The organism is Paenibacillus sp. MAHUQ-45 (assembly GCF_058133325.1).
Genome location: NZ_JBYUPV010000007.1, coordinates 264077 through 288508, shown reverse-complemented (window position 1 = coordinate 288508; position 24432 = coordinate 264077). Strand labels below are relative to the sequence as shown.

Genomic DNA, 24432 nt, shown 5'->3' with positions numbered 1-24432 from the left:
CGGATAAAAATACAAGGCCAGGGATAAGAGTAGGCAATGAAAATAGAGCCTGGGAGGAGGGGCTGTGATTACGGCCTTGATTCTGCTCGCCGCCTATATTATTGATAGAATCGTAGGTGATCCGCGGGCACTTCCCCATCCGGTAGTAGGGATGGGGAAGGTGATCAAGGCCGTGGAACGTCTGATTCGCCGTTTCGTATCCCGGCCCCGCAACCTGCGGCCAGCCGGGCTGCTCCTGCCGCTAATCGTGGCTGGCGGAGCCTGGGGTCTGACGACTCTGCTGCTATGGCTGCTCGCGATGATCGCGCCTTGGCTTCCTTGGGTCGCCTCGGCCTGGCTAATCTCAACCACCATTGCTGCCAAAGGTCTGAAGGACGCCGGCCTCGCCGTCTACACCGAGCTGCGTCGGGGGGACATTCCCGCTGCCCGTCAGGCGGTAGGGATGATTGTGGGGCGCGACACAACCTCGTTAGACAGCCCGGAGATTGTTCGCGGCACTGTGGAGACTGTGGCTGAAAACATCGTAGACGCTGTTGTCTCGCCGCTGTTCTATGCCCTGCTTGGCGGTGCGCCGCTAGCCATGGCCTATCGAGCGGTGAATACGCTCGACTCCATGGTAGGCTACAAGAATGACAAGTACCTTCATCTCGGCTGGGCATCCGCCAGGCTGGACGATGTTGCCAACTTCATTCCTGCCCGGATCACAGCGGGACTCCTAACGATGTGCGCCTGGCTGCTACGCCTAGACTGGCGGCGTTGTATACATATAATCAGGCGCGATGCCCGCCTGCATCCCAGCCCAAATAGCGGCTTCCCAGAGTCAGCGGTAGCTGGCGCGCTCGGTATCCGGCTGGGCGGGGAGAACGTCTACCATGGCGTAACCTCCTTCCGGGCCTACATGGGCGACCCGGTCAGGGTCATGGAGCCGGAGGATATTCTCCAGGCCTCGCGGATGATGTTGCTCTGTTCCTCTATCTTTGCTTGTCTTTGCGCAGCGACAGCTTGGCTGATTAGTTAGTTGACTGATTAGTTGATTGATTAGTTGATTGATTAGTTGATTTAATAGCTGATTGATTGGCTGACTAACTAACTAACTAACTAACTAACTGACTGATTGATTGGTTGATAGGCTAGTTTGCTGATTCGGTTAACACTGTCCTAGGTGGCAAGGGCGCGCGCGAGTTTTGTATCTTTTAGAAAAGATAAGATGAACAAAAGAAAGTAACAAAAGAAAGTAACAAAAGAAAGTAACAAAAGCAAAAAGGAACGAGGAACACGCGAGGAGAACCGAAGAAAAAAGCGAGAGGAAAGTAAGGAGAACTAAAGAGAACTGAGAAGAACTAAGGAGGACTAAGGGAGAAGCGAGAAAGAACGATGGGAAATGACGCTACCTACCCAACTAAGGGCATTTTTGTACCTTATATTTGTAGATTAGAGGTAAATGAGGAGAATAAGGGCGTTTTTGTACCTTATTTTTTAAAAAAAGTACAATAGAGGGTATTTCAGTGAATTTAAGGTACAAAATTGCACTTAATTACCACCTATCGACAATTACGGGCTATTTAGAGTACAAAAATGCCGTTAATTACACTTCGGAGATAACTTCTAGGCTTTGTTTGTTATTTTAGGCGTTCTATATAGAGACGGTTTATAAAGAAGGAATCTAGGAACAACAGCGACCGTAAGTCCAAACATTCCACATCAGTGACAACGAGCCTTATGTTCAGATCTTGTGTTCAGATCTTGTGTTCAGATCTTGTGTTCAGATCTTGTGTTCAGATCTTGTGTTCAGATCTTGTGTTCAGATCTTATGTTCAGATCTTGTGTTCAAATCTTACGTTCAGATCTTATGTTCGGATCTTATGTTCGTCTTATATAGATACTGATGAAGAATTGATAAAGTGAGTATTACTTTTTTATCCTCTTTAGTAGATTCAGTCCAATCGCATGTATAGGAATGATTGCATATATGAATACAGAACCCCATTCGGATAATGGTAGAGTTATTGAGCTGGAGTTGGTGCTGATACGCCATGGCCCTACACAGTGGAACGCGGAGCGGCGCTACCTGGGTCACACGGATCTCCCGCTGCTGCCGGACAGCGGAGGGTTATTGCTCAGGCTCAAGGAGCAGCTAGCCGGATACGAGAGCTTCAAGGAAGTGTGGTGCAGCGATTTGCTTCGCTGCCGGCAGACCCTGACTGCAGTCGCTTCCCCTCTCGCAGCCAGTGCTGTCTATGATCAGCGGCTGCGTGAGATGAACTTCGGTGAGTGGGAGGGCTGCAACTATGAGCAGTTGAAGGACCAAGCGCTTTACCGGAACTGGATCGATGATCCCGCCGCCTTCACCCCTCCAGGGGGCGAGTCTTGGGCACAGTTCTCAGATCGAGTGGCCCATTTTCTGGACAGTTTGGAGGTAGCCACAGGGGTGCCTTCTTGTTCTTCTCAGGGAGAGCTCTGCCAGCCCCGACGTGTGCTGGTGGTGACACATGGGGGCGTGATCCGTCAGCTGCTGGCCCTCACCCGAACGGGGACTTCATTCCGGGAGGCGATCGCTCCTCCACTGGGATCTTTACTGTTACTTCGGCTGCAATGGAACAGAGGCAGATGGAGCGAGAGAGCAGATCTACGCAGATAACGCAGTTACCGGGGAAATACTCATCACAGAGAAGGCCGTGTTTTCAACAGGGCCAAGGATAGGCACGGGAACAGAGGTAGGAACAGAGGTAGGAACAGAGGTAGGAACAGAGGTAGGAACAGAGGTAGGCACAGAGGTAGGAACAGAGGTAGGAATAGAGGTAGGAACAGAGGTAGGAACAGAGGTAGGAACAAAGGTAAGAACAGAGGTAGGAACAAAGGTAAGAACAGAGGTAGAAACAGAAGTAGGAACAAAAGTAGGAACAAAAGTAGAAACAGAAGTAGAAACAGAGATAGGCACAGAGATAATTATAGGTATTTGGAGCATCAACCAAACAAGATCATAACCCCTAAGAACCACGACTGGATGAAAAATCCGGGATCGTGGTTCTTTTTTTACCCTGCTAACTATGCCATGATAGCTATGGGGGCGATGATGGATGTTTAAAGATTTTAAGCTCATTGCCGGACGACCGGTATATATACAAATCAAAGACTATATGAAGCACTTAATTATAAAAGGCGCACTGCAAGGTGGTCAGAAGCTGCCGTCCACCCGCGAGATGTGTGTGCTGCTGCAAGTTAGTCGCAACTCTGTAATCGCGGCGTATGAAGGACTGGAGGACGATGGGTTTGTCTACGCCGTTAAAGGGCAGGGCAATTATGTAGCCTCTTCTGCACCCGGTACCGTGACGGTTTCTTCCCGCACTATGGACTGGAAGCGACATCTGAACGATCATGCCATGCTGGCGGAAGAACTGGATATTATGAAGCACGGGCTTCGTGCGGAAAAGGGTACTATTTCTTTTACCAGCATTGCGCCGGATGAGAGTTTATTCGATCTAGACAATGTTAAACGGGCCTTCATGGACCGTATGGCAGTGGAAGGCAATGTCCTGTTGAACTACGGCTACGCCAAGGGCTACAAACCGTTAATCGATTATTTACATCAATATATGGAACACAAGGGCGTGGACATGAAAGGCAAGGACATCCTGATCACCAATGGTTTCACGGAGGGCTTCAATATCGTATTGTCAGCCCTGAACCGGAAGAGTGGCCAGGTCCTGACCGAGAACCCTACGCATCACACAGCGATCAAGAACCTCAAGCTGCATGGCTTCGGGATTAAGGGCATTCCGATGGAGCGGGATGGTATTCATTTGGGTGAGCTGGAGAAGGCATTGGATGCGGGAGAGTATGATTGTGCGTACTTCGTGCCTTCGTACCATAATCCGACCGGGATTGTCATGTCTCCTGAGAAAAGACAGGGTCTGATGAAGCTGATGGCGGGATACGATATTCCGGTTATTGAGGATGGTTTTAATGAAGAGCTGCGTTATTCAGGATCGCATGTATCGCCACTGATTGCGACGGCGGGTGCAGGCAATAGTGTGATTTATCTCGGAAGCTTCTCTAAAGTATTGTTCCCAGGGCTTCGGGTAGGCTGGGTGCTGGCTGATCAGGAACTGATCTATTATCTGGAGAGCCTCAAGCGGGCGCAGACGATTCACACTTCTACTCTGGATCAGTCGATCCTTTATCAATATTTGTACAACGGCAATCTGGAGAAATATTTGAAAAAAGCGAGAGCGGAATATAAACGAAAATATGAGCTGACCCTGGAATGCTGTAAGCAACATGTTCCGTACCAAACGTTGACGAGTGATGGGGGACTGCATTTGTTCGTCGCATTTGCGGAGGGCTTTAGCACAAGAGCTTTGCTTGAGGCGTGCCGTGCGCAGGGGGTTATTTTTACGGCAGGAGAGATGTTCTATACCGATGGCGGCGGGCAGCATACGATGCGGATCGGCTTCTCTCGAGTGGCGGATGAGGATATTGTCAAAGGAATCGAAATCATTGGGAGAACGGCTAGGCAATTAATGGGATGAAGGGGTGCTGGAGATGAAGGTTGGCGTGATTTTGGGGGGCATTTCTTCAGAAATTGAGGTATCGATGAACACGGGCAGAGAGATGATGAATCATCTGGACCGTAATAAATACGAGGTGGTTCCGGTTGTATTCAGTTCACGGGAGGAGCTTGTAGAGAAGGTCAAAGGGCTTGATGTTGCTCTTCTAGCTCTGCATGGCGCTTACGGGGAGGATGGAACGATACAAGGAACGCTGGAGACATTGGGCATCCCGTATACGGGAAGTGGCGTGCTGGCGAGCAGCCTGTGCATGAACAAGGATCTGGCCAAAAAAATCCTCCGGTACGAGGGAGTCAACACACCCGACTGGCTGTGTTGGGACAGCATGGACGATTATTCCCCGGAAGCTGTGGAACGTTTGGGTTATCCCGTGATGGTGAAGCCGAATTCAGGCGGTTCCAGCATCGGAATGGAAAAGGTGAATGATGAGCAGGGGCTGCGAGGTGCGGTGCTGAAGGCTTTTACCAGTGATCCCGATCAGTCGATCCTGATTGAACGGTATACCGTAGGCCAGGAAATCACCTGTTCCATCCTGGACGGGGAGCTTCTCCCGGTGGTAGGCATTACTTCGGCGTCTTCGGAGTGGTTCGATTACAGTGCCAAGTATGAGGTAGGTGGGGCGCAAGAGGTTGTGATAACCCTGCCGCCAGAGGTGGAGCAGTTGGTGCGCAAGGCGGCAATGACCTGTTATAAGGCGTTGAAGTGTAGCGTATATGCCCGGGTCGATATGTTGTTGATGGACGGTGTACCTTATGTACTGGAGGTCAATACGCTGCCTGGAATGACAACAACGAGTCTGCTTCCTAAAAGCGCAGCGGCAGCCGGATTGTCATTCAGCGCATTATTGGATCGGATTATCAGCTGTTCTCTGACGGAACGCAGCAAGAATAAGGGGGTGCCGGTTCATGTTGAATAATTGGATAGCGCCTCGCGTACGGGACATCCCGCCTTCCGGAATCCGTGCATTCTTCGAGCTCAGTGCCGGCAACCAGGATATTATCTCGCTCGGCGTGGGTGAGCCGGATTTTGATACCCCGGAGCATATCAGAGAAGCTTGTATGGCGGCGCTGAGTCAGGGAGCAACGAGATATACACCGAATGCAGGCTTGCCGGAGCTTAGAGAGGAAATTGCTCACTATTTGCAAAATAACTTCAACCTGCGCTACGACCCTGCAAGCGAAATAGTAGTCACTGTAGGCAGCAGCGAAGCGCTGGATCTGGCGTTGCGGGCGTTCACTGCTCCAGGAGATGAGATTCTTCTGCCCTCACCCAGTTATATCGCTTACTCGCCAATCGCTTATCTTAATGGGGCTACCATAGTGGAGGTGGACTCGAGGGCGGAGGATGGCTTTAAGCTAACTGCCGAGGCGTTGCAAAAGGCAATTACCCCGCGTTCCAAGCTGCTGATGCTGAATTATCCCAACAACCCGACAGGCGCAATCATGACTGCCGAGGATTGGCAGCCGATTGCGGAGATCGTGAAGGCACACAACCTGCTGGTTATCTCCGATGAAGTTTATGCCGAGCTAACCTATGACCGGAAGCATGTCAGTATTGCCTCACTACCGGGGATGCAGGAGCGGACCATTGTACTCAGCGGCTTCTCCAAAGCGTTCGCCATGACCGGCTGGAGAATTGGCTATGCCTGCGGCCACCGCGAGCTGCTGGCAGCAATGCTGAAGATCCACCAATATACAGCCATGTGTGCCCCGGTGTTGGGACAGATTGCTGCAATAGAATCTCTGCGCCATGGCCTTGAGGCTATGAACGAGATGAGAGAAGTATACCGGCAGCGCCGGGAGCTGCTGGTAAACGGATTCCGTTCGATCGGGATGCCTTGCCATGTACCGGAGGGTGCATTTTATGCTTTTCCGAGTATCGCTCACACCGGGCTTGATTCTGAGACGTTTGCGTTGCAGTTATTGAAGGAAGTTGGTGTTGCAGCCGTGCCCGGTCATGTGTTTGGAGCGGGAGGAGAGGGGCATATTCGCTGCTCATACTCAGTATCCACAGAGAAGTTATCGCAGGCGCTGGAGCGGATGGAGAGCTTCATGAAGGTAAAAATGTAATTGTAAGATGTTTGCATATCCCCTATAATCCTTAGCAGAAGAAATGGGGATATGCATCAGAATGGCTATGGAAAGCTTCGCCCCCCTCTTTATAGAGCGGGGGTTTTTGGCGTAATCTGCTTCGAAGTCTAAGGCAGCATCTAAGGCGAAAGCAGTAACGAAGTCAAAACCAAAATCAAAATCTAAAGGGAAGGCTAAAGAAAAGCCAAGGAGAAGCTAAGCGGAGACGTTATAGTTACGAACTAACCCGGACTGAGAAGGACGCACAAGAATTTAATAAATCTGGAGGGGAACATTGGATGTTATCTGCAATTTATGAAATGACGGGAGAGATTGTCCCGCCGGATGAGGACGCCTCGCGTCAGGCACTTCTTCGCCTGAACAGCCTGACCAAGCCACCAGGGAGCTTAGGGCAGCTGGAGGCGCTGGCAGTCAGACTGGCCGGCATTTCTGTGACAGAGCAGCCGCTCTATAACAAGCGTACGGTGGTTGTGATGGCTGCCGATCACGGGGTATGCTGCGAGGGCGTCAGTGCCTTTCCTCAAGAGGTAACCCTGCAGATGGCGGATAATTTTCTTCACGGCGGCGCGGCGGTAAATGTACTGGCCCGCCACGCCGGGGCTGAGGTGAAGTTCGTCGATATCGGAATGAATGGCAATGTGAGCCACCCCGATCTGCTGAACGTCAAGGTGCGTTTTGGTACGGATAATATGGCACAGGGGCCGGCTATGAGCCGGGACGAGGCTTTGCAGGCGGTTTTGGCCGGAATTCGTGTGGCACAGGATGCCGTTGCGAGCGGCACGGAGCTACTGATTACCGGTGAGATGGGAATCGGCAACACGACGGCGAGCTCTGCCGTCCTGTGTGCGCTGGAAGGAGTCACACCGGAGACTGCAGTCGGCCGGGGAACCGGTATCAACGGTGAAGCTCTGAAGCATAAGATCACCGTGGTGGAACGGGCGCTGAGCATCAACAGGCCGGATCCAGAGGACGGGCTGGACGTGTTGTCCAAAGTCGGCGGGCTAGAAATTGCCGGGCTGGCAGGGCTGATTCTTGGGGCGGCTTCTTGCCGCATACCTGTTGTGCTGGATGGCTTCATTTCCGGCGCGGCGGCACTGGTAGCCAGAGCCATTGCCCCGGAGGCGAGCGCCTACATGATAGCTTCCCATGTCTCGGGCGAGCAGGGCCATCGTCTCCTGCTGGAACGGCTTGGGATGGAGCCGCTACTGAACCTTGGCATGCGGCTCGGCGAAGGCACAGGGGGCGTCTTGTGCCTGCATATGATCGATGCGGTCTGTCGTATCATGCGCGAGATGGCGACCTTTGAAAGTGCTGGAATATCCGGCGCGGAGAAGGAGCCGTCATGAGCATTCTGATAACGGGCGGGGCGCGCAGCGGCAAGAGCGGCTTTGCGGAGCGGCTGATGGAGTCACTAGCGGATCGGGCTTTATACGTAGCTACCGGACAAGCCTTCGATGGAGAGATGCAGGAGCGGATTGCCCTACATGTCAGGCAGCGGGAAGAAAGCGGCTATGCCTGGGAGACCGCTGAGGAGCCGCTGGACTTGCCGGGGCTGCTGGACAGCCTCTCTGGTGGGAGGGCAGTGCTTGTGGACTGCCTGACCCTGTGGCTGTCCAACGTGCTGCTGGCTGTGGAGGAAGATAATGAGCGAAAGCTGCTGGTGGAGCGGGAGATCGGCAGACTTGAACAGAGCGTGGCTTCTTTTCAGGGCACACTCATCCTGGTTACGAATGAGGTGGGCGATGGTATTGTCCCGGAGTACGCACTGGGGCGGCTGTACCGTGATCTGGCAGGGCGAATGAATGCCAGACTAGCTCAGCAATGCAGTCAGGTCTTTCTGGTGACCGCCGGGATTCCAATTGAATTGAAAAGCCGGGAGTACAAGCTATGAGGACCCAGAGAGACGCCGCTACAGCTGCTTTTCAATTTCTGTCGCGCTTTCCCATCCGCCGGGATGTGGGCTTTTCCAAGCAGCTGCTACAGCGCAGCGTGGTATATTATCCGCTGGTGGGTGCAGCCATCGGGTTATGCACAGCAGCGGTAGCGGGACTGTTCGGCCTGCTGCTACCACCGCTTCCGACTGCGGTTCTTAGCCTGATCGTCTGGGTGGCGCTCACCGGCGGACTGCATTTGGACGGCTGGATGGACACCGCCGACGGATTGCTTAGTTACCGTTCAAGGGAACGAATGCTGGAGATTATGAAAGACAGCCGCGTAGGGGCTATGGGTGTGCTCGCCTGTGTGCTGCTGCTCCTGCTGAAGGCGTCGCTGCTGGCAGCGATCTTAGCGGACAACTCCTATACGTCGCTGTTTTTGCTTGTGCTGGCCCCGGTCTGGAGCCGCTGGGCCATGGTGCGGGCCATGGTCCGCTGGCCGATTGCCCGCGGCGATGAAGGACTGGCCGCCAATTTTGCCGGCCTGACACCTACACATGAGCAGCGCGCAGGGATCTGCGCCACGCTGCTCTCACTCGCCGCCGCGGGTGCTGCGCTGGCGCTCGGCGGGGGCACAGCCTGGCCGCTGACGTTGGCCGCGGCCCTCCTGCTGCCAGTTGCCGCTTTCATCTGCGGCAACATGGCTGCCCACAGGGCGGTCAGCCGGCTCGGCGGCCTCACCGGCGACGTGTACGGCGCGCTGAACGAGCTGCTGGAGGCCGTACTCTTGCTGGTGCTGGCAATGCTCCAGCATATCCTGCTATGAACGAGTTGCCGTATCGCAGCCGCTATACGGCGCCTAAAGAAAGAGAGGAATCCCATGGATAAGATTCAAGACAAGAAGGGATCTGCAGCGGTGCTGATGCTGCAGGGAACCGCTTCTGATGTAGGCAAAAGTTTGTTGACTGCGGCCCTCGGGCGGATCATGAAGCAGGATGGGTACCGCACCGCGCCCTTCAAGTCGCAAAACATGGCTCTGAACTCCTATGTCACCGTGGACGGCAAAGAAATTGGCCGTGCTCAGGGGATGCAGGCAGAGGCCTTCGGCATTGAGGCAAACACCGATATGAACCCTATTCTGCTGAAGCCTTCCGGCGAGATGAGTGCGCAAATCGTCGTGCATGGGGTACCTCATACTGCGCTGAGTGCCAGGGAGTATCGCGAGAAATTTCTCCCGGAAGCCAAAGGCACGGTACTGGATGCCCTGAACCGCCTACGCAGGGAATACGACATCGTGCTGATGGAGGGGGCGGGAAGTCCTGCGGAAATTAACCTGAAATCACGGGATATTGTGAACATGAATCTGGCAGGCTGGGCCGATGCGCCGGTGCTGCTGGTGGCTGATATTGACCGAGGAGGCGTGTTTGCCTTTCTGGTGGGTACGCTTGAACTGCTGGAGCCGCATGAACTTGCACGGGTCAAAGGGTTCATAATTAATAAATTCCGCGGCGATCTATCGCTGCTGCAGCCTGGTCTGGATTGGCTGGAGCAGCGTACGGGTATTCCTGTGCTGGGTGTCTTGCCTTTTTTGCCGCAGCTTCGTATTGAAGCTGAAGACTCCGTGGTGCTGGAAGGAACGTCCGGGTACCGCCAAAAGGATGAAGGCAAGGAACTGGATATTGCCGTCATCCGCTATCCGAGAATCTCCAACTTTACCGACTTTGATCCGCTGGGGGAAGAACCGGATACCGCTGTACGGTATGTAACCCGTCCTCAAGAATTGGGGACGCCAGATGTCATTCTGCTGCCAGGTACGAAGAATACGGCTGCTGATCTGTCTTATTTACGTGAGCAGGGTTTCCCGGATGCCATTGATCGGGCGCTGGCAGGGGGGACACTTCAGCTTGCAGGGATTTGCGGAGGTTACCAGATGCTGGGCCTTGAACTGCATGATCCACATGCCGTGGAGAGTCATGAACCGGGGACAACTGCCGGACTGGGGTATTTGCCACTGTCTACAGTTTTTTTACAGCATAAGACTACTGTACGGGTTAGCGGACGCTTGGCTCCTGGCCATCCGCTTCAGCTGTATGGCGCTACTTCTGATACAGACTCGGTCAACGTTATTGCTGGTTATGAGATTCATATGGGTACAACCACGAGTCTTGATGCAGACGCTGTTCACAGCTTGTTCGAGCTAACAGGGGGGAACGGCGAGACGCTTGGCGAAGGATGGGGCACAAAGGACGGAAAAGTATGGGGAACCTATCTACACGGGGTGTTCCATAATGACCGCTTGCGCAGAGCCTGGCTTGACGGGTTGCGTGTCTCCAAGGGCCTGAAGCCGCTGGAGGCAACTTACTCGGCGGCTGCGCTCCGCGAGATGGAGTTCGATCGTCTGGCCGATGCTGCAAGACAAAGCTTGAACATGGAGGCCATCTATGGAATCATGGGGATAGACAGAGAAGGGGGATTTTAATGGCAATTGCTATACTGTTATTCATTGTTGCCGGCCTTGCGGAGATCGGGGGCGGTTATCTGGTCTGGCTCTGGCTGAGGGAATCCCGGCCGCTTTGGTATGGTATTGTCGGGGCTATTATTTTGGTGGGCTATGGTATCATTCCTACACTCCAGAAGTTTCCGTCCTTTGGGCGGGTGTATGCCGCCTATGGCGGAGTGTTTATCATATTGGCCGTGTTGTGGGGCTGGCTGGTGGACAAGAAGACACCGGATGTCTACGACTGGGCAGGTGCCTTGATTTGTATGGTAGGCGTGTCGGTCATTCTGTGGGCGCCAAGGCATTAAGACCAAGAAGATCTAATGGGTATGCCAGTCTGGTAACTGTGGGAAGCCTGATAACATTAAGCGACTATTATTACGGATAGAGGTGCACCCTTTATGTCCAAAAATACACAAACCAACTCCGGTGATGACGGAGCTGGCGCACAGCTGGAATCGGACTTTTCAGCCCTGGCCAAGCCGGCACAGCGAGCGCTTGCTGCAGCCGGATATGTGCGGCTTGAGCAATTGAGCAAGCTTGCCGAGCGCGAGCTTTTGCAGCTGCATGGCATGGGCCCCAAGGCGCTGGGCCAATTGCGCACGGCACTTGCCGAGAAGGGGCTGTCGTTCGCGGAAGGTTCCTGAGATCGGATGACTATGATCGTGAAAACAGCATAGAAGGGCAAACACAAAGAGGCTGCGGACAATAACCGGCAGCCTCTTTGCTATCAGGTGGTGCTATGATTTTACCTCCAAAATCACTTTAACCGAATAGCCTGTCAGAACCCAGCTTGTCCACTAAAGCCGGGTAGCTCACTGGAATCGCCAGTATGGACTGAGAAGTGCCTGAAGCAGCAGCCGGCCACCCAGCTTGAGAACCCGGTACGCTTAACTTCCAAAAGCAGATTTGTCCATATACTGGAAAAAATCTTTCAGGGCTATTATAGCATAGCAGTTGGAACGTTGTGGATTTCAAGAGCCTTCAGTGGGGAATAGAACGAGCGTTTCTAAAGACATATACAAGAGAGCCCCCGTCCATTATAGGACGGGGGCTGGTCACATCTTGGGAATATGTTAGATCTTGAACTGCCGCACGGCTTGCTGCAGCTTCGTGGCTTGCTCATGCAAATGCTCTACTGTACGAGAATGGCCTTCCAGTTCCGCACCCTGTCGCTCGGAGTTTTGGGAGAGTGTATTGGCATTAGCCTGTGATTTTGCAGTAATCTGCGCTGTTTCTTCCACTGAGGCGCTGACCTCCTCACTTCCGGCCGAGATTTGCTGAGTGGCTGCGGACACAGACTGAATGCTGTGGTCGATGCTTTGAATAAGTATCAACAGGTGATTGAACGCATTTCCCGCTTCTGCAACCTTGCCGACCCCGGATGCTACTTCCGAGTTGACGTGGTTCATCTCCGTGACAGAGCGATTCATATCCTCTTGCAAACCAAGTAGAAATTCACGAATTTGGTCGGTAGCTGTCCGGGATTGCTCTGAGAGTTTGCGTACCTCTCCGGCTACCACGGCAAAGCCGCGTCCATGTTCTCCGGCCCGTGCCGCTTCAATCGACGCATTTAGAGAGAGCATCTGAATCTGCTTAGTGATCTCTGTGATGCCCTGCACCACTCCACCGATCTGGAGGGAGCGCTCGTTCATGACCTGGAATTGGCTCAGTGACTGTTCGGAAGCTCGTTCAATCTGACGCATTTTTTCAACAGCCATCTGGGCAATTTCATTGCCGCCGAGCGCTTCGGCTGAGGCTTCGCTGATTTGTTCAGTAACTTCTCCTGCGGCGGAGGCAATATGCTGGATACTGTAATTAATCTCTTCCATAGCCCGCGAGTTGTCCTTCGCGCTGTGAGCTATGGATGTACTGCCTCTGTCAATCTCGATCACGGACTGGGCGGACTGCTCTGCCATCCCGTTCAGGACCTTCACACGCGCTTTGAGATCATTGGAGTCTTCGACAACCGTACTGGAGGTCTCCAGAACCTGGCCGAACATTTCTTTAAGGCGTTCAGTCATGGTTCGGAAACTTTCGGAGAGTTGGCCTACTTCATCGGTACCTTTTATAGTCAACTCCTGGGTGAAATCACCCTGCGCGAGCCTATTACTGTACGCTGCGAGCTGTGTTATAGGGCGTGTGATCCGCCGGCTCATAAGTAGGGCACCGGTGATGCCGAGGATGAGAACGAGCAAGGTGATTCCTGCACTAGTCCAGAGGATGCCGTTCATTCTTTCTGTGATAAAGGCTACATCAGAGCTTACGCCGATAACCATCGGACTGCCTTTAATAGCGATGTAGGCTGTTTTATGTACACCGTAATCGTCGCTATAGATATCGCTGAGCGTCGTTTTTTGGTCCTTGAAGGCCTGTTCCATAGCTGGGGTCACTTGCAGGCTGTCTCCTGCCTTCATTTTGGAGCCATGATCAGCGGTAAGTACGGTAGCTTGACCGTCGTTCAGACTCGCCAGAAAGATCGTTTCTACATCATGTTGGTTGCGTTTGTCCTTGAAATAGTATTCGATATTGGTAATTGACTGCTCATTCTTGCCTAGCGCCCGCTGGGCGTGGGTAGAATTGATGTTCTTGTATACATCCTGAACAGCTCCGGTCAGCAATTTGTTGATCTGCGGCAGTACATAGCTCTCGAACGTATTAGTCGATATGAAATAAAAGCTTGTACTTAACAAAAGAGACGCGAGCAACATGGCGACAAACAACAAGCGCGTGAATTTTCGGCTAATCGAATGCTTGAAACGAAACATTGGATTCTCTCCTTTTCTCTGATATGCCTTTCTATCCCAAGCCTGATGCCTTTTTATGTATGGATAGCTATGATAACTCCGTAAGTAGGGTCGTATATCAGGTTAATACTATCGCTCTGGTGGGATAAACACACATTGTTGATAACTATTTTATATAATTAACCTGCGGTTGAATAGTGAAAAAATCGATTTTCGCTGTATTATTTTCTGAAAAAGATAAAAAAGTGTCGAAACTTTCGAAAATTGAATAGAAGAGGATGGGAAAAAGAGGATTTACGCAAAAAACAAAATATTCTGGTGTCTTTGCTTCTGTTATGGTAGAGTATTTATGTTTTGTTCCGAAAATTCGGAACCGCGGTTCGTAACCATCCCGCGTAAACAAAACTAGGAGGAGTTATAAGATGTTTAATTTATGGTGGGGGATTCTCTTTGTCCTCGTCAATTTTGTGTTTTTTCTGCTGTGCTACCGACTGTTCGGCAAAAAAGGGATGTACGCCTGGGTGGGTGTTGCCACCGTCATTGCCAATATTCAGGTCTCCAAGACTATTTCCATGCCCCCGGGCATCGTCATGACGCTTGGTAATACCATGTATGTGACATTGTACATGGCCAGTGATCTGCTCAACGAGAAGTATGGGCGAGCGGAGGCGCGGACAGCGGTATGGTTTGGCTTTTTCACACTGATTACGACGACGGTGATCATGCAGATGGCGCTGGCGTTCACGCCGCAGGAAAGTGATATCGCCCAGTCTTCGCTGGAGACGATTTTCGGAATGATGCCACGGCTTGCACTGGGCAGTCTGGTAGCCTACTTCGTCAGTCAGTTCCTGGATGTGCGGCTGTATTCGTGGATTCGAAAGTATTATGGCAGCTCCCGCCAGCTCTGGATTCGTACCAATGGTAGCACGATGGTGAGTTCCTTTGTGGACACATTGGTCTTCTGTACGATTGCTTTTGCTGGGATTTACGACTTGAAGGTATGGACAGAGATCTTACTGACCACCTACATTATCAAATTCCTGCTCACTGCAGCAGGGACACCGGTACTGTATATTGCCCGCACATTTACTTTTGCGGAGGATAAACCGAATATGCCACTCCCGGAGGCTTCCGATACGAAGGCGACTACCGCCTAGAAGAGCCAGGAGTCCTTATAGAGCAAGTTAATGTATTATAAAACAGCACGTCTCCTGATTTGGAGACGTGCTGTTTTATATAATTATGCTGAGTTTTCTTGTCAAAAGGTGATTCGATGCCTCTTTATAAATGAAGTACAGTCAGAGCTTTAGGGAAGGTGGTCAGTGTCTGCGCACCGTCTTCACTGACGAAGACATCATCTTCAATGCGCACACCGCCTACGCCCGGTACATAAATGCCCGGCTCCACCGTAAAGACATTGCCCACTTCAATAATGTCTTCATTGAGCCCGTGCAGTGAAGGATATTCATGGACATCTATGCCGAGGCCATGGCCGACACGATGGACGAAGTACTCCCCGTACCCGGCAGCTTCAATGACTTCACGGGCCGCGCGATCCACTGACCCAAAGGTAGCTCCTGATTTAGCGGCGGCAATCCCCGCTTCATTAGCTGCAAGCACGGCATTGTAGATGCCGGTCAGCTTGCTGTCCGCCTCTTCCACGGCAAAGGTGCGTGTAATATCAGAGGCGTAACCCGCAGCATACAGCCCTAGGTCGAACATTAGGAAATCTCCTGGCTCGATGATCCGGCTACCTGGCTCGCCATGTGGGAGAGCGGTGTTCGGTCCCGAGAGTACCAGGGTATCGAAGGCTGGGCCAGAAGCGCCAAGCTTCTTCATCAAATACTCCAGCTCCGCTACCAGTTCAATTTCACTGACACCGGCCTTGACATGCTTCAGGCCACGGCGCAGCACTTCTTCCACTAGCTCTGCGGCATGTTTCATGGCAGCGACCTCTTCTGGCGTCTTCTTCGCGCGCATGCTCCGGAGTAAATAGCCGATATCGCTGAAGCGCTCTGCCGAAACGGCCCCTGCGAGCTGCTCAAATCGGGAAACGGTGAAATGCTCCTTCTCAATACCAACGGCCCCGAGCTTCTTGCCTTGCAGACGCAAGCGCAGCAGTTCATATGGATTATCAGTGTCACTGTGCGTGGCGATATTCTTCACGGAAGAGGCAGCATGGGCTGCTTCAGCATCAAGGGCCGGGACGATCAGGACCGGCTCTTCTCCGCGGACCAGGAGCAGTCCGAGAAAACGTTCATGCGGATTACTGGCGAATCCGGTCAGATAGTAGACATGCTTAGGATCGGTAACGAGCAGAGCGTCCAGTCCCTCACTGGTCAGCCCTTGCTCCAGGCTTTTCAATACATTGCTCATATTCATGGTTCCCCTCTCGGTTTTGCGAAGGTATGCTTTCTCCCATCCGCAAAATGATGTACCATTATATTAAGACAATCGCTCGCAAAAAACCAGAACAGGGGACCGGCCGCTTCTGCCGAATCCAGCCTAAGAGGAGTGAACCCGAATGAAAGGTAAGGTTGTAATCATCACCGGTGCTAATGCCGGCATGGGATTGGCTACAACAGTTGAGCTTGCCCGCAAGGGTGCCAGGGTCATTATGGCTTGCCGCAGTCAAAAGCGCGGGGAGGAAGCGCTAGTGGCCGCCAGACAGCAGAGTGGATCGGAAGAGATTGAATTGATGCTGCTGGATCTATCCTCGCTGGACAGCATTCGCAGCTTCGCACAGGAATTCGCCGCTCGTTATTCCGTACTGGATGTCCTGATCAACAATGCCGGTGTAGTTAGCACCAAGCGCCAGTTGACAGCTGACGGGTTTGAGATGGATCTTGGCGTCAACCATCTGGGACATTTTCTGCTGACTAACTTGCTGCTTGAGCAACTTCAAGCGGCAGAGCAGGGGCGGATCATTGTGGTTGCTTCTGGCGCCTACAAAATTGGATCGATGCACTATAAGGACCCGACATTGTCACGGGGCTTCAATGTGGCGAAGGCTTATGCCCGCTCCAAGCTCGCCAATATCCTCTTCACCCGGGAACTGGCATTGCGCTTACAGGGAACGCGGATTACCGTAAACTCAGTACATCCTGGCGCGGTGGGTACGAGCATTGGGGTGAACCGGGAGACTGGCTTTGGCCGATCAGCGATGAAGCTGATGTCTTACTTCTTCCTGACCCCGGAGCAAGGTGCGGACACCGCTCTTTACCTAGCCACAGCCCCGGAATTGCATCAGGTTACGGGAGAGTATTATTATCGGCGCAAGATTAAGGAGCTGTCGCCGAGAGCGACGGATTCAGTAGAAGCCAAGCGGCTCTGGCAATGGAGTGAAGAACAGGTCGGCTTGTCCTGACCGATTTCAGTAATCGTAAGAACCAAGCGTTATTCATGGCGGACATTCTATTTTAGTGGAGGAATGAAGATATGGATTGGCAGAACTACATCATTGAAGATGCCAAGCTCGCCGATTTGGCGGAAATTGTGGACATCTATAACTCAACGGTTGCCGGACGAATGGTGACCGCCGATCTGGAGCCTGTACGCGTAGAGGAGCGGGAACGGTGGTTCCATGAGCATAACAGCCATCATCGTCCGCTATGGGTACTGAGGAATAACGACGAGATCGCGGCCTGGTTCAGCTTCCAGTCGTTCTACGGACGCCCGGCTTACAATGGGACTGCCGAGATCAGCGTGTATGTAAGCGAGAAGTATCGCGGGACCGGTGCAGGCAGCATTCTGCTGACCAAGGCGCTGGAGACGGCGCCAACCCTTGGGCTGAAGAATCTCGTCGGCTTCGTGTTTGGCCATAATGAGCCTAGTCTGGGCCTTTTGCGGAAATTCGGCTTTACCGAGTGGGGACTGCTGCCCGGGGTAGCTGAAATGGACGGCGTTGAACGTGATCTGGTGATTATCGGCCGCAAGCTGTAACCTCGGAAGCACTTTTATCCGGCTTTAGACTGAACGCCAAAAAGGAAACCGGTATTCTCCGGTTTCCCTGCGTCACAGTATTATTTCGGTCTCCATCCTACGAAATGTGATTTCGTAGGGTCCAGTGAAGCTCTCTATAGTTAGGTAGGATCAGGATTGGCATTCTCCAGGTTCTATCCAGTTCTCGGACCATTGCTGGAGGTCGCGAATGACCGACTCAAGCGCCAGACCTTTTTCCGTCAAGGAGTATTGAATTCTTACAGGCGTCTCGGGAAAAACTTCTCGCAGAACAATACCTTCCTGCTCCAGATCTTTGAGCCGCTCCGAGAGCAGTCTTCCGCTGACGGGGAGCGAGGCTTCGATGGTGCTGAAACGCTGTGGTCCTTGAAGGAGCTGATAGATGATTAGGCCAGTCCAGCGCTTGCCCATAATATCCATGCTTTTTTGTAACCGGGGACATAAATCTGTGGCTTTCATAAGGCTCACCTCTTACAGTACATTATAAACGAAAAGTCCCGTGACTAAAACAAATTTGAATTAATAGTAGGCTGAAAGGATGATTTATCGTGGCAAAAAAGAAAAGAACTCAAACGCCTCCCCGCGCTGCCGCAGCGGACAGTCCGGCTACACTTAAGGACCTACTGAGCAGCGATGTGCTGAGTAAGCTGAAAGCGCAGGCAGATGAACTGAAGGCTGAAGAAAAGCAGCGTCAGGAAGCGGCCCGTCAAGCAGTGGAGGACAAGCGGAAAGCAGAGCAGAAGCGGCTGGAGAATGATTTTGCCCATCTGCTGGAGAACAGTAAACAAGATTGGCACAATTTTAAATAAACGGTTGTATGACCAATGGAGGACACTCGAAAGAGTGTCTTTTTTTATGTGTGATGAAAGAGCGAGCCGGGAGAGGGCAGGATGTGGTACTTTTTTCACAGGAAGCATTGGAATTCACATTGTTCGCAGGTAGTAGGCAGATTGGGGGTAGCCATGAAGTCAATTAAGGTCATTAGTCTGGATATGTTTCAAACGCTGGTGAATCTGGATAGGCGTACTATGAGCATGTGGAATGCGATTTTGGGCGATGACTGCAGTGAGGATCAGGCGAATAGTTATCAAGCCCGGTTATTGGAACATTATTATACTATTGCTGTGCAGATGAGGGGTGACGGCCAATTCCTGCTGACCAAAGAGATATACAGACGGTGTTTTACTAGACTCTTCTCCACGTATAATATCCGATTCGAGCCAGAGCAAGCGCTGGATATTCTCGTTCGGGAGCATTCGCAGGCAGAGCTATATGAAGAGACGGAAGACTTTATCCGCTATATTCTTGGAAAATATGATGTTTGCATTGTAAGCGATACGGACGAGGATATGCTGCCTGCCTTTTATACCCGTTATCCCATTCGCCTGTTCGCTTCAGAAACATATAAATCGTATAAAAATGATCATTCTAACACGCTATTTCAGCAAGTGATTGCTCATTATAATGTTCGACCTGCGGAAATCATACATATTGGCGATACCGCCTCTGACGTTCTGGGGGCGAAGCGCGCTGGAATCCGGGCCTGTTGGCTGAATAGGCTCTCCGTCCCCTGGACACTGGATAATCATAATGATCCGGATTTTATTATCCAAAATTTAAACGACGCCAGACCATTCTTGTAGAAACGTAGAATAACCAAGTGGCTATAAGGTAATAGAGAGCTCACGGCGAGCGAAACAACTGACCTAAACTTGCGTCTGCGGAGTGCAGATTATACAATAATCAGAATTAGTTGGATTCCTGAATAGAATGGAGCTGAGGACATGAAAGTAGGCGTTGTATCCGATACACATATGACCAGAATGGCCAAGGCATTGCCACAGGCCCTTACGGAGGAATTTCGCAAGGTGGACATGATCCTGCATCTCGGGGATTGGGTTGCGCTGGAGATTTACGATTGGCTGGCTGAGTTGGCTCCGGTAGAAGGGATTGCCGGGAATAATGACGGTCCGGAAATTATAGCGCGTTTTGGTGAACGCAAGATCATCACACTGGAGGGGGTCCGTATTGGCATGATCCATGGCCATGCTCCTTATTCGCGCAAAGGGACCGATGGCAACGCGTTGCTCGCTTTTGCAGATGAGGATGTGGACTGCATCCTGTTCGGCCATTCGCATCAGCCGCTGCTGCGCAGGGAGAACGGCATTCTATTATTTAATCCCGGCTCACCGACGGACAAACGGCGGGAGAAGCAGTACTCCTTCGGGCTACTGGATATTGAAGATGGCAAAATAGCCGACGCCCGTCATATCTTCTATGACTCCAAGGAATAGGGATAGCGCTGGAGATAGAGATGGAGATAGGGATGAAGGCAAAGATACAAATTATGCAGTAATCTGTCCATGGGCAGTCCGGCAGTAAGATATTACAATTATGGTAAAAAGGCTACAGCCGGAAAGCAGGATACGATATGCTAAAGAATGATGTACAGAACAATGATGTGCTGAAGGATGATATACAGAAGATCGTGATTAGACAGGCTGTTTTGGAAGACTTGGAGCTGCTCGCTCCGTTATTTGACGAGTATCGTGTGTTCTACAGACAGGAATCGGATCTGAACGGGGCGCGGGCGTTTCTGAAGGAGCGGCTACGGCTTGAAGAGTCTGTAATTTTGCTGGCAGTGGAAGAGGCAGGAGGTCAGCGGCAAGCAGCTGGCTTCACTCAGCTGTACCCCTCCTTCTCGTCAGTGACGCTGCAGCGGCTTTGGATCTTGAACGACCTGTACGTGAATGAAAAACTCAGGGGTGCCGGTATAGGCTCTAAACTGCTGGAGTCGGCGCGTGAATATGCAATGAGGACCGGAAGAAAGGGCCTGACGTTAACGACTACGACAGACAATAATGTGGCGCAGCATTTATATGAATCGAACGGTTACATCAGGGACGAGGACTTCTATACGTATGATCTTTTTTTCAAAAAGTAAATAGAGTAAGGAGACTTAATGTGGAGAACAGCAAGAAACTAGCGGTGTTTTTTGACCTGGATGATACACTGTATGACCATCTGGTTCCCTTCCGGGAAGCGGTGAAGGAAGTTTTGAAGCCAGCGGGTGAGAATCTGGACTTTGCGGATTTATTCTTTAAGGTAAGACATCATAGCGATTTGCTGTGGCCTAAGTATCTGAGTGGGGAAATTCCGCTGGAAGAGACGCGGGTTATGCGGATGGAGCGAGCTTTTGCGGATTTCGGAATGACGCTTGATCGTGCACAAGCAGCAGAGGTGCAGGCAGCCTACATCGACCGTCAGTACAGAATCGAAATGATCCAGGGAGTCCGGCAGCAGTTGGAGCGCTTTATTGCTGGGGGCCATACGGTAGGTGTGATTACGAATGGTCCGGCAGATCACCAGATGAAAAAGATTGTAGGTCTTGGTGTGGATCGCATCCTGCCTGCAGACCGGATTTTTATCTCTGATGCCGTCGGGATCGCTAAGCCGGACCCGGAGCTTTTCGCCTATGTGAACCGCAAAACCGGGACGACAGCAGAACAGTCGCTATACGTTGGAGATGCCTGGGATAACGATGTTGTCGGTGCGCTCGGAGCGGGATGGAAAGTATGCTGGTACAATCCACACGGGAGAGAGCCGCGCACAGCACATGAGCCGACACATACATTCAGTAACTATGAAGAGTTTGCCGGGTTACCGATCCTGTAGGAGAGTTCTGGAGTATACTCGGGTCTGCTCAAAAGTGATGTTCGAAGGAAATAGGAATGTCTCCATTTATCCACAAATTATAAACAAAAGGACCTCCGACTTCCACATTTCGTGGAGGCGAGGTCCTTTTTATAACCACTAATTGCACGGAACTTCAATTCTGAATGATGCTGCCGAATAAATCCCTGGGTAGAACAAATTAAGGGCAAATCTGTACCTTAGTTTGGATGAATAGAACAGATATAGGCAATTAACGGCATAAATGTATCTTAAATTCCATCGATTGCCCCCGAACGAGTGATTTATTGGAAATTAAGGTGCAAAATTGCACTTAATTCTCAAATGTCGAAGGAATTTCTAAATATAAGGTACAAAATTGCACTTAATTCCAAAATCCTGTTCATGTTAACACTATGTTCTGCATTCGACGCTCACATTCGAGGTTTTGCATCCGGTGTTCGGCATTCGGCGCCTGGCATCGACGTTCCACATTCGGCGCTCGGTATTCAATGCTTCGCATTCGCCGTTCCCCACTCGGCGCTCCGCATCCAACACCCGCCCTCAACCCAGCACACGTCCCCTCAATTAATTAGCAAGAGTATAGGTAGTGTCCGTCAGGTTCAGTCTGCCTTTGATGCCCGACGTGGCATAGATCTTGTTGTCATCAGTTATGAAGAACGCCTCGATCTTCTCCGGCAGTGCTTCAATGAATTTCATGCCTTCGTCCAGACCCATCAGGAAGATCCCGGTTGATAGTGCGTCTGCATCCATTGCGTTGGGGCTCATGATCGTGATGCTCTTCAGTCCATTCTGGGACGGAAAGCCTGTCCGCGGGTCGAGAATGTGATGATAACGGACACCATCCTGGATGAAAAAGCGTTCGTACACGCCGGAAGCATCAATGACCTCGTCCTCGATTTTGATCGTACCAAGCTGTGTTCCACGGCTCTGATCCGGGTCCTGCAGGCCGATGTTCCACTTCGCGCCGCCCGGCTTGGCGCCCAGCGCAATAATGCTGCTGCCGCCGAGATTAATCATGGCACTCTCTATGCCTTGTTCTTTCAAGTAATCAGCGATACGGTCAGCAGCATAGCCTTTACCAATCGCCCCTAAGTCGAGCACCATACCTTCTTTGGCTAGCTTAACAGTCTTCGCATTCTCGTCAACGATAACATCCTTATAATTGGTCAGACTTGCAGCCTTCTCGATAGCGGCTTTGTCCGGCACCTTGGTACCACCACTGCCAATATTCCAGAGGTCTACCAGCGGCCCGATGGTAGGATCGAATAGTCCGTTCATTTCTTTGGCATATTTAAGGGATTCCTTAATAATATCCAGAGTTTCGTCGGAGACGACAACAGCTTCTTTGCCTGCTGCTTTGTTCACGGCGTAGATTTCGCCACCTTCTTTGGTCCGGCTAAATTCCAAATCCATCCGTTCCATCATCGTCTGAATATCGTCCATATTCTTCTGAGCGATCTTGTCTCCGAAAATCTTGATGTTCACGACCGTATCATAAATGTAAAATGTCTGCGCCAGGGATTTCGTTCCGTTCTCTTCTACAATCTTGGAACCTTGTCCGTCCGGAGAGGTCGCAGATTCTTTGGTTTTGCCCCCGGTGAACAGCCAGATCCCGCCTGCTAAGGCAACAACAACGATGAGTGCGAGGATCAGCGTTAATTTTTTGTTTTTAAACATGTTCCACCATCCATAAAGTTAGTTTCTTAAACCATATCATGACTATCATACCGCAGATAGGAAGCCCCGGGAACCCATTTCTCCAGTCGGGCGACAATAAGCATACTCCAGGGAAAGGCCCACGAATAGTAACTTTGTCTCACCACAAAACAAAACACCCTCCCTGAAAAGAGAAGGTGTACATGCAAAATAGAGTGGCACTCGTGAGGGTGTGTAATGCGTAGGTGATAGTGTAAAGCCATATAACTCTGGCTTCAGTCCGTCATGTACTCCCTATACTTATTCTTGCGTGGGTTTAATACGAAGAGGATGCCCTGGACATAACCAGCAACAGCGCTCATATTGCGTTTTAACGTTGATTTCCCTGTTAAATAGGCAAGTGTCCAGAGCAAGGCGGCGTAACCGGTTAGCGGAGCCTTGCGTAGGTTCAGCAGATAATAATGATTGACTGCGGTCGCTCTGGCGACACGTCCGGCTTTGTCACGAGAGCTGGGGGATTCGTGATGCGTAATTTGTAGCCGGGGGTTGATGACTAGCTTGCCGTAGCGGCCGGCCAAATGACACATATAGATATCATCGGCTACCGCGTAGCTCGTCATCCAGGGGTAGGGCTTCATATCCTTTAAGGCAGATCGCCTGAAGGACATATTGCAGCCGTGAAAAAAATCGGTCTCAAACGTCTCCTCCGTCTCTCCCCATAGCAATAGAGAGCCAGCGAGGGTGCTTGCTGATAATTTACCCGGCGAGCCTGACATCTGGCAGGTCAGCCGGCCGAGCAATTTGCCTGAAGGGCTGCTGGACAGACCTTTGGCGATACCGCCTACACCGACGATGTTAGGGTCAGCGGCATAGGTATCCAGCATGCGACGGATATACAGTGGATCGTCCAGCTCAGCATCGTCATCGAAGGTTAAGAGGATATCGCCACTCGCGAGACTCACGGCTTCATACCGCGAGAGCCATACGCCCGGCTTGGTCTTGCGGTAATATCGCAGTTCTGTCTGCGGCATTCTGGCAAGTGCTTGGGTGAAATGCTCCAGGACTTCTTTCGGTATATCTCCGTCATCCATGATAAGCAGCTCTATAGAGATGTCCTCCAGCTGAACTTGTCCAGCAATGGATTCGATACATCGCGTGAGGTCACTGACCCGGTTGCGCGTTGGAATCACGATAGATAAGTCAGGCATGCCGTAGTCTCCTTTCAGGTATGTAATTCTCCTTGCTACTTCGCCGAATTTTCCGTTAGTTTCGTTATTTTCATTCTACTCCCCGTCCAAGATGAGCGTATATACCACTTTCGTTTACTTTTTTCTGAAAAATCCA

The 24432-nt window shown here is 51.5% G+C and carries 25 protein-coding genes and 1 riboswitch; of the genes, 20 read left to right on the top strand and 5 right to left on the bottom strand.

Annotated elements, in window-relative coordinates:
- The first annotated feature begins 64 nt into the window (after positions 1-64).
- The 12 genes from cbiB to AC3Y23_RS17140 all read left to right on the top strand — a co-directional run bounded on the left by cbiB (position 65) and on the right by AC3Y23_RS17140 (position 11676).
- Positions 65-1018, top strand: coding sequence for an adenosylcobinamide-phosphate synthase CbiB (gene cbiB / locus AC3Y23_RS17195; RefSeq protein ID WP_379201076.1), 954 nt, complete (start codon positions 65-67; stop codon positions 1016-1018).
- Positions 1019-1969: 951 nt separating this feature from the next.
- Positions 1970-2638: a histidine phosphatase family protein gene (locus AC3Y23_RS17190; RefSeq protein ID WP_379201073.1), complete on the top strand. Its 669-nt coding sequence runs from the start codon at positions 1970-1972 to the stop codon at positions 2636-2638.
- A 37-nt stretch (positions 2639-2675) separates the two neighbouring features.
- A complete protein-coding gene (locus AC3Y23_RS17185) occupies positions 2676-2984 on the top strand; it encodes a hypothetical protein (protein WP_379201071.1) in 309 nt (102 codons plus the stop codon).
- A gap of 93 nt (positions 2985-3077) precedes the next feature.
- A complete protein-coding gene (locus AC3Y23_RS17180) occupies positions 3078-4529 on the top strand; it encodes an aminotransferase-like domain-containing protein (protein WP_379201068.1) in 1452 nt (483 codons plus the stop codon).
- 13 nt (positions 4530-4542) lie between these two features.
- A complete protein-coding gene (locus tag AC3Y23_RS17175; protein WP_379201260.1) occupies positions 4543-5484 on the top strand; it encodes a D-alanine--D-alanine ligase in 942 nt (313 codons plus the stop codon).
- Positions 5474-6637: a pyridoxal phosphate-dependent aminotransferase gene (locus tag AC3Y23_RS17170; protein ID WP_379201066.1), complete on the top strand. Its 1164-nt coding sequence runs from the start codon at positions 5474-5476 to the stop codon at positions 6635-6637. The genes AC3Y23_RS17175 and AC3Y23_RS17170 overlap by 11 nt, the downstream gene beginning before the upstream one ends.
- Positions 6638-6936: 299 nt before the next feature.
- Positions 6937-8004 carry a nicotinate-nucleotide--dimethylbenzimidazole phosphoribosyltransferase gene (cobT, locus tag AC3Y23_RS17165; protein WP_379201064.1) on the top strand — a complete coding sequence of 356 codons (1068 nt, stop codon included), beginning with the start codon at positions 6937-6939 and terminating at the stop codon, positions 8002-8004.
- Complete coding sequence (cobU, locus tag AC3Y23_RS17160; RefSeq protein ID WP_379201062.1) at positions 8001-8549, top strand: bifunctional adenosylcobinamide kinase/adenosylcobinamide-phosphate guanylyltransferase; 549 nt, start codon at positions 8001-8003, stop codon at positions 8547-8549. The genes cobT and cobU overlap by 4 nt, the downstream gene beginning before the upstream one ends.
- A complete protein-coding gene (cobS, locus tag AC3Y23_RS17155) occupies positions 8546-9358 on the top strand; it encodes an adenosylcobinamide-GDP ribazoletransferase (RefSeq protein ID WP_379201060.1) in 813 nt (270 codons plus the stop codon). Before cobU ends, cobS begins: the two co-directional genes overlap by 4 nt.
- A 54-nt stretch (positions 9359-9412) precedes the next feature.
- The gene (locus AC3Y23_RS17150; RefSeq protein ID WP_379201058.1) at positions 9413-11011 is read left to right on the top strand and encodes a cobyric acid synthase; all 1599 of its coding nucleotides are present in this window, start codon (positions 9413-9415) and stop codon (positions 11009-11011) included.
- On the top strand, positions 11011-11337 hold the full coding sequence (locus AC3Y23_RS17145) for a YnfA family protein (protein WP_379201056.1): 327 nt from the start codon (positions 11011-11013) through the stop codon (positions 11335-11337). The genes AC3Y23_RS17150 and AC3Y23_RS17145 overlap by 1 nt, the downstream gene beginning before the upstream one ends.
- 93 nt (positions 11338-11430) lie before the next feature.
- Positions 11431-11676 carry a helix-hairpin-helix domain-containing protein gene (locus AC3Y23_RS17140; RefSeq protein WP_379201054.1) on the top strand — a complete coding sequence of 82 codons (246 nt, stop codon included), beginning with the start codon at positions 11431-11433 and terminating at the stop codon, positions 11674-11676.
- Positions 11677-12105: 429 nt separating this feature from the next.
- Here AC3Y23_RS17140 and AC3Y23_RS17135 read toward each other — a convergent pair whose 3' ends face one another.
- Positions 12106-13797 carry a methyl-accepting chemotaxis protein gene (locus tag AC3Y23_RS17135; protein WP_379201051.1) on the bottom strand — a complete coding sequence of 564 codons (1692 nt, stop codon included), beginning with the start codon at positions 13795-13797 and terminating at the stop codon, positions 12106-12108.
- A 348-nt stretch (positions 13798-14145) separates the two neighbouring features.
- Positions 14146-14191: riboswitch (PreQ1 riboswitch) on the top strand.
- 7 nt (positions 14192-14198) lie between these two features.
- On the opposite strand from AC3Y23_RS17135, the gene AC3Y23_RS17130 reads away from it, so the two are divergent.
- A complete protein-coding gene (locus tag AC3Y23_RS17130; protein ID WP_379201049.1) occupies positions 14199-14933 on the top strand; it encodes a queuosine precursor transporter in 735 nt (244 codons plus the stop codon).
- 124 nt (positions 14934-15057) lie between these two features.
- On the opposite strand, the gene AC3Y23_RS17125 is transcribed toward AC3Y23_RS17130, so the two are convergent.
- Complete coding sequence (locus AC3Y23_RS17125; RefSeq protein ID WP_379201047.1) at positions 15058-16152, bottom strand: M24 family metallopeptidase; 1095 nt, start codon at positions 16150-16152, stop codon at positions 15058-15060.
- Positions 16153-16300: 148 nt separating this feature from the next.
- On the opposite strand from AC3Y23_RS17125, the gene AC3Y23_RS17120 reads away from it, so the two are divergent.
- Both AC3Y23_RS17120 and AC3Y23_RS17115 read left to right on the top strand, forming a co-directional pair.
- Complete coding sequence (locus AC3Y23_RS17120; protein ID WP_379201045.1) at positions 16301-17143, top strand: SDR family oxidoreductase; 843 nt, start codon at positions 16301-16303, stop codon at positions 17141-17143.
- A gap of 71 nt (positions 17144-17214) precedes the next feature.
- Positions 17215-17718: a GNAT family N-acetyltransferase gene (locus AC3Y23_RS17115; protein ID WP_379201043.1), complete on the top strand. Its 504-nt coding sequence runs from the start codon at positions 17215-17217 to the stop codon at positions 17716-17718.
- 150 nt (positions 17719-17868) lie between these two features.
- Here the strand turns inward: AC3Y23_RS17115 and AC3Y23_RS17110 are convergent, their stop codons facing one another.
- Positions 17869-18195, bottom strand: coding sequence for a winged helix-turn-helix transcriptional regulator (locus tag AC3Y23_RS17110; RefSeq protein ID WP_379201040.1), 327 nt, complete (start codon positions 18193-18195; stop codon positions 17869-17871).
- Positions 18196-18284: 89 nt separating this feature from the next.
- Between AC3Y23_RS17110 and AC3Y23_RS17105 the strand changes: the two genes are divergently transcribed.
- The 5 genes from AC3Y23_RS17105 to AC3Y23_RS17085 all read left to right on the top strand — a co-directional run bounded on the left by AC3Y23_RS17105 (position 18285) and on the right by AC3Y23_RS17085 (position 21411).
- On the top strand, positions 18285-18545 hold the full coding sequence (locus AC3Y23_RS17105) for a YqkE family protein (protein WP_379201038.1): 261 nt from the start codon (positions 18285-18287) through the stop codon (positions 18543-18545).
- Between the two features lie 153 nt (positions 18546-18698).
- Positions 18699-19379: an HAD family hydrolase gene (locus AC3Y23_RS17100; protein ID WP_379201036.1), complete on the top strand. Its 681-nt coding sequence runs from the start codon at positions 18699-18701 to the stop codon at positions 19377-19379.
- A gap of 141 nt (positions 19380-19520) precedes the next feature.
- Positions 19521-20030, top strand: coding sequence for a metallophosphoesterase family protein (locus tag AC3Y23_RS17095; protein WP_379201034.1), 510 nt, complete (start codon positions 19521-19523; stop codon positions 20028-20030).
- 191 nt (positions 20031-20221) lie between these two features.
- Positions 20222-20680 (top strand): GNAT family N-acetyltransferase, encoded by a 459-nt coding sequence (locus tag AC3Y23_RS17090; protein WP_379201258.1) that lies wholly within the window; start codon positions 20222-20224, stop codon positions 20678-20680.
- A gap of 20 nt (positions 20681-20700) precedes the next feature.
- Positions 20701-21411 carry an HAD family hydrolase gene (locus AC3Y23_RS17085; RefSeq protein ID WP_379201032.1) on the top strand — a complete coding sequence of 237 codons (711 nt, stop codon included), beginning with the start codon at positions 20701-20703 and terminating at the stop codon, positions 21409-21411.
- Positions 21412-21996: 585 nt separating this feature from the next.
- On the opposite strand, the gene AC3Y23_RS17080 is transcribed toward AC3Y23_RS17085, so the two are convergent.
- On the bottom strand, positions 21997-23109 hold the full coding sequence (locus AC3Y23_RS17080) for an FAD:protein FMN transferase (protein WP_379201029.1): 1113 nt from the start codon (positions 23107-23109) through the stop codon (positions 21997-21999).
- A 254-nt stretch (positions 23110-23363) separates the two neighbouring features.
- On the bottom strand, positions 23364-24296 hold the full coding sequence (locus AC3Y23_RS17075; protein ID WP_379201027.1) for a glycosyltransferase family 2 protein: 933 nt from the start codon (positions 24294-24296) through the stop codon (positions 23364-23366).
- Positions 24297-24432: the final 136 nt, after the last annotated feature.

Excerpts from the sequence above, each read along its gene's own strand:
- AC3Y23_RS17190 (WP_379201073.1), top strand. The coding sequence starts at position 1,970 with ATGAATACAGAACCCCATTCGGATAATGGTAGAGTTATTGAGCTGGAG.
- AC3Y23_RS17180 (WP_379201068.1), top strand. The coding sequence starts at position 3,078 with ATGTTTAAAGATTTTAAGCTCATTGCCGGACGACCGGTATATATACAA.
- AC3Y23_RS17175 (WP_379201260.1), top strand. The coding sequence starts at position 4,543 with ATGAAGGTTGGCGTGATTTTGGGGGGCATTTCTTCAGAAATTGAGGTA.
- AC3Y23_RS17170 (WP_379201066.1), top strand. The coding sequence starts at position 5,474 with ATGTTGAATAATTGGATAGCGCCTCGCGTACGGGACATCCCGCCTTCC.
- cobT (WP_379201064.1), top strand. The coding sequence starts at position 6,937 with ATGTTATCTGCAATTTATGAAATGACGGGAGAGATTGTCCCGCCGGAT.
- cobU (WP_379201062.1), top strand. The coding sequence starts at position 8,001 with ATGAGCATTCTGATAACGGGCGGGGCGCGCAGCGGCAAGAGCGGCTTT.
- cobS (WP_379201060.1), top strand. The coding sequence starts at position 8,546 with ATGAGGACCCAGAGAGACGCCGCTACAGCTGCTTTTCAATTTCTGTCG.
- AC3Y23_RS17150 (WP_379201058.1), top strand. The coding sequence starts at position 9,413 with ATGGATAAGATTCAAGACAAGAAGGGATCTGCAGCGGTGCTGATGCTG.
- AC3Y23_RS17145 (WP_379201056.1), top strand. The coding sequence starts at position 11,011 with ATGGCAATTGCTATACTGTTATTCATTGTTGCCGGCCTTGCGGAGATC.
- AC3Y23_RS17140 (WP_379201054.1), top strand. The coding sequence starts at position 11,431 with ATGTCCAAAAATACACAAACCAACTCCGGTGATGACGGAGCTGGCGCA.
- AC3Y23_RS17135 (WP_379201051.1), bottom strand. The coding sequence starts at position 13,797 with ATGTTTCGTTTCAAGCATTCGATTAGCCGAAAATTCACGCGCTTGTTG.
- AC3Y23_RS17130 (WP_379201049.1), top strand. The coding sequence starts at position 14,199 with ATGTTTAATTTATGGTGGGGGATTCTCTTTGTCCTCGTCAATTTTGTG.
- AC3Y23_RS17125 (WP_379201047.1), bottom strand. The coding sequence starts at position 16,152 with ATGAGCAATGTATTGAAAAGCCTGGAGCAAGGGCTGACCAGTGAGGGA.
- AC3Y23_RS17120 (WP_379201045.1), top strand. The coding sequence starts at position 16,301 with ATGAAAGGTAAGGTTGTAATCATCACCGGTGCTAATGCCGGCATGGGA.
- AC3Y23_RS17115 (WP_379201043.1), top strand. The coding sequence starts at position 17,215 with ATGGATTGGCAGAACTACATCATTGAAGATGCCAAGCTCGCCGATTTG.
- AC3Y23_RS17110 (WP_379201040.1), bottom strand. The coding sequence starts at position 18,195 with ATGAAAGCCACAGATTTATGTCCCCGGTTACAAAAAAGCATGGATATT.
- AC3Y23_RS17100 (WP_379201036.1), top strand. The coding sequence starts at position 18,699 with ATGAAGTCAATTAAGGTCATTAGTCTGGATATGTTTCAAACGCTGGTG.
- AC3Y23_RS17095 (WP_379201034.1), top strand. The coding sequence starts at position 19,521 with ATGAAAGTAGGCGTTGTATCCGATACACATATGACCAGAATGGCCAAG.
- AC3Y23_RS17080 (WP_379201029.1), bottom strand. The coding sequence starts at position 23,109 with ATGTTTAAAAACAAAAAATTAACGCTGATCCTCGCACTCATCGTTGTT.
- AC3Y23_RS17075 (WP_379201027.1), bottom strand. The coding sequence starts at position 24,296 with ATGCCTGACTTATCTATCGTGATTCCAACGCGCAACCGGGTCAGTGAC.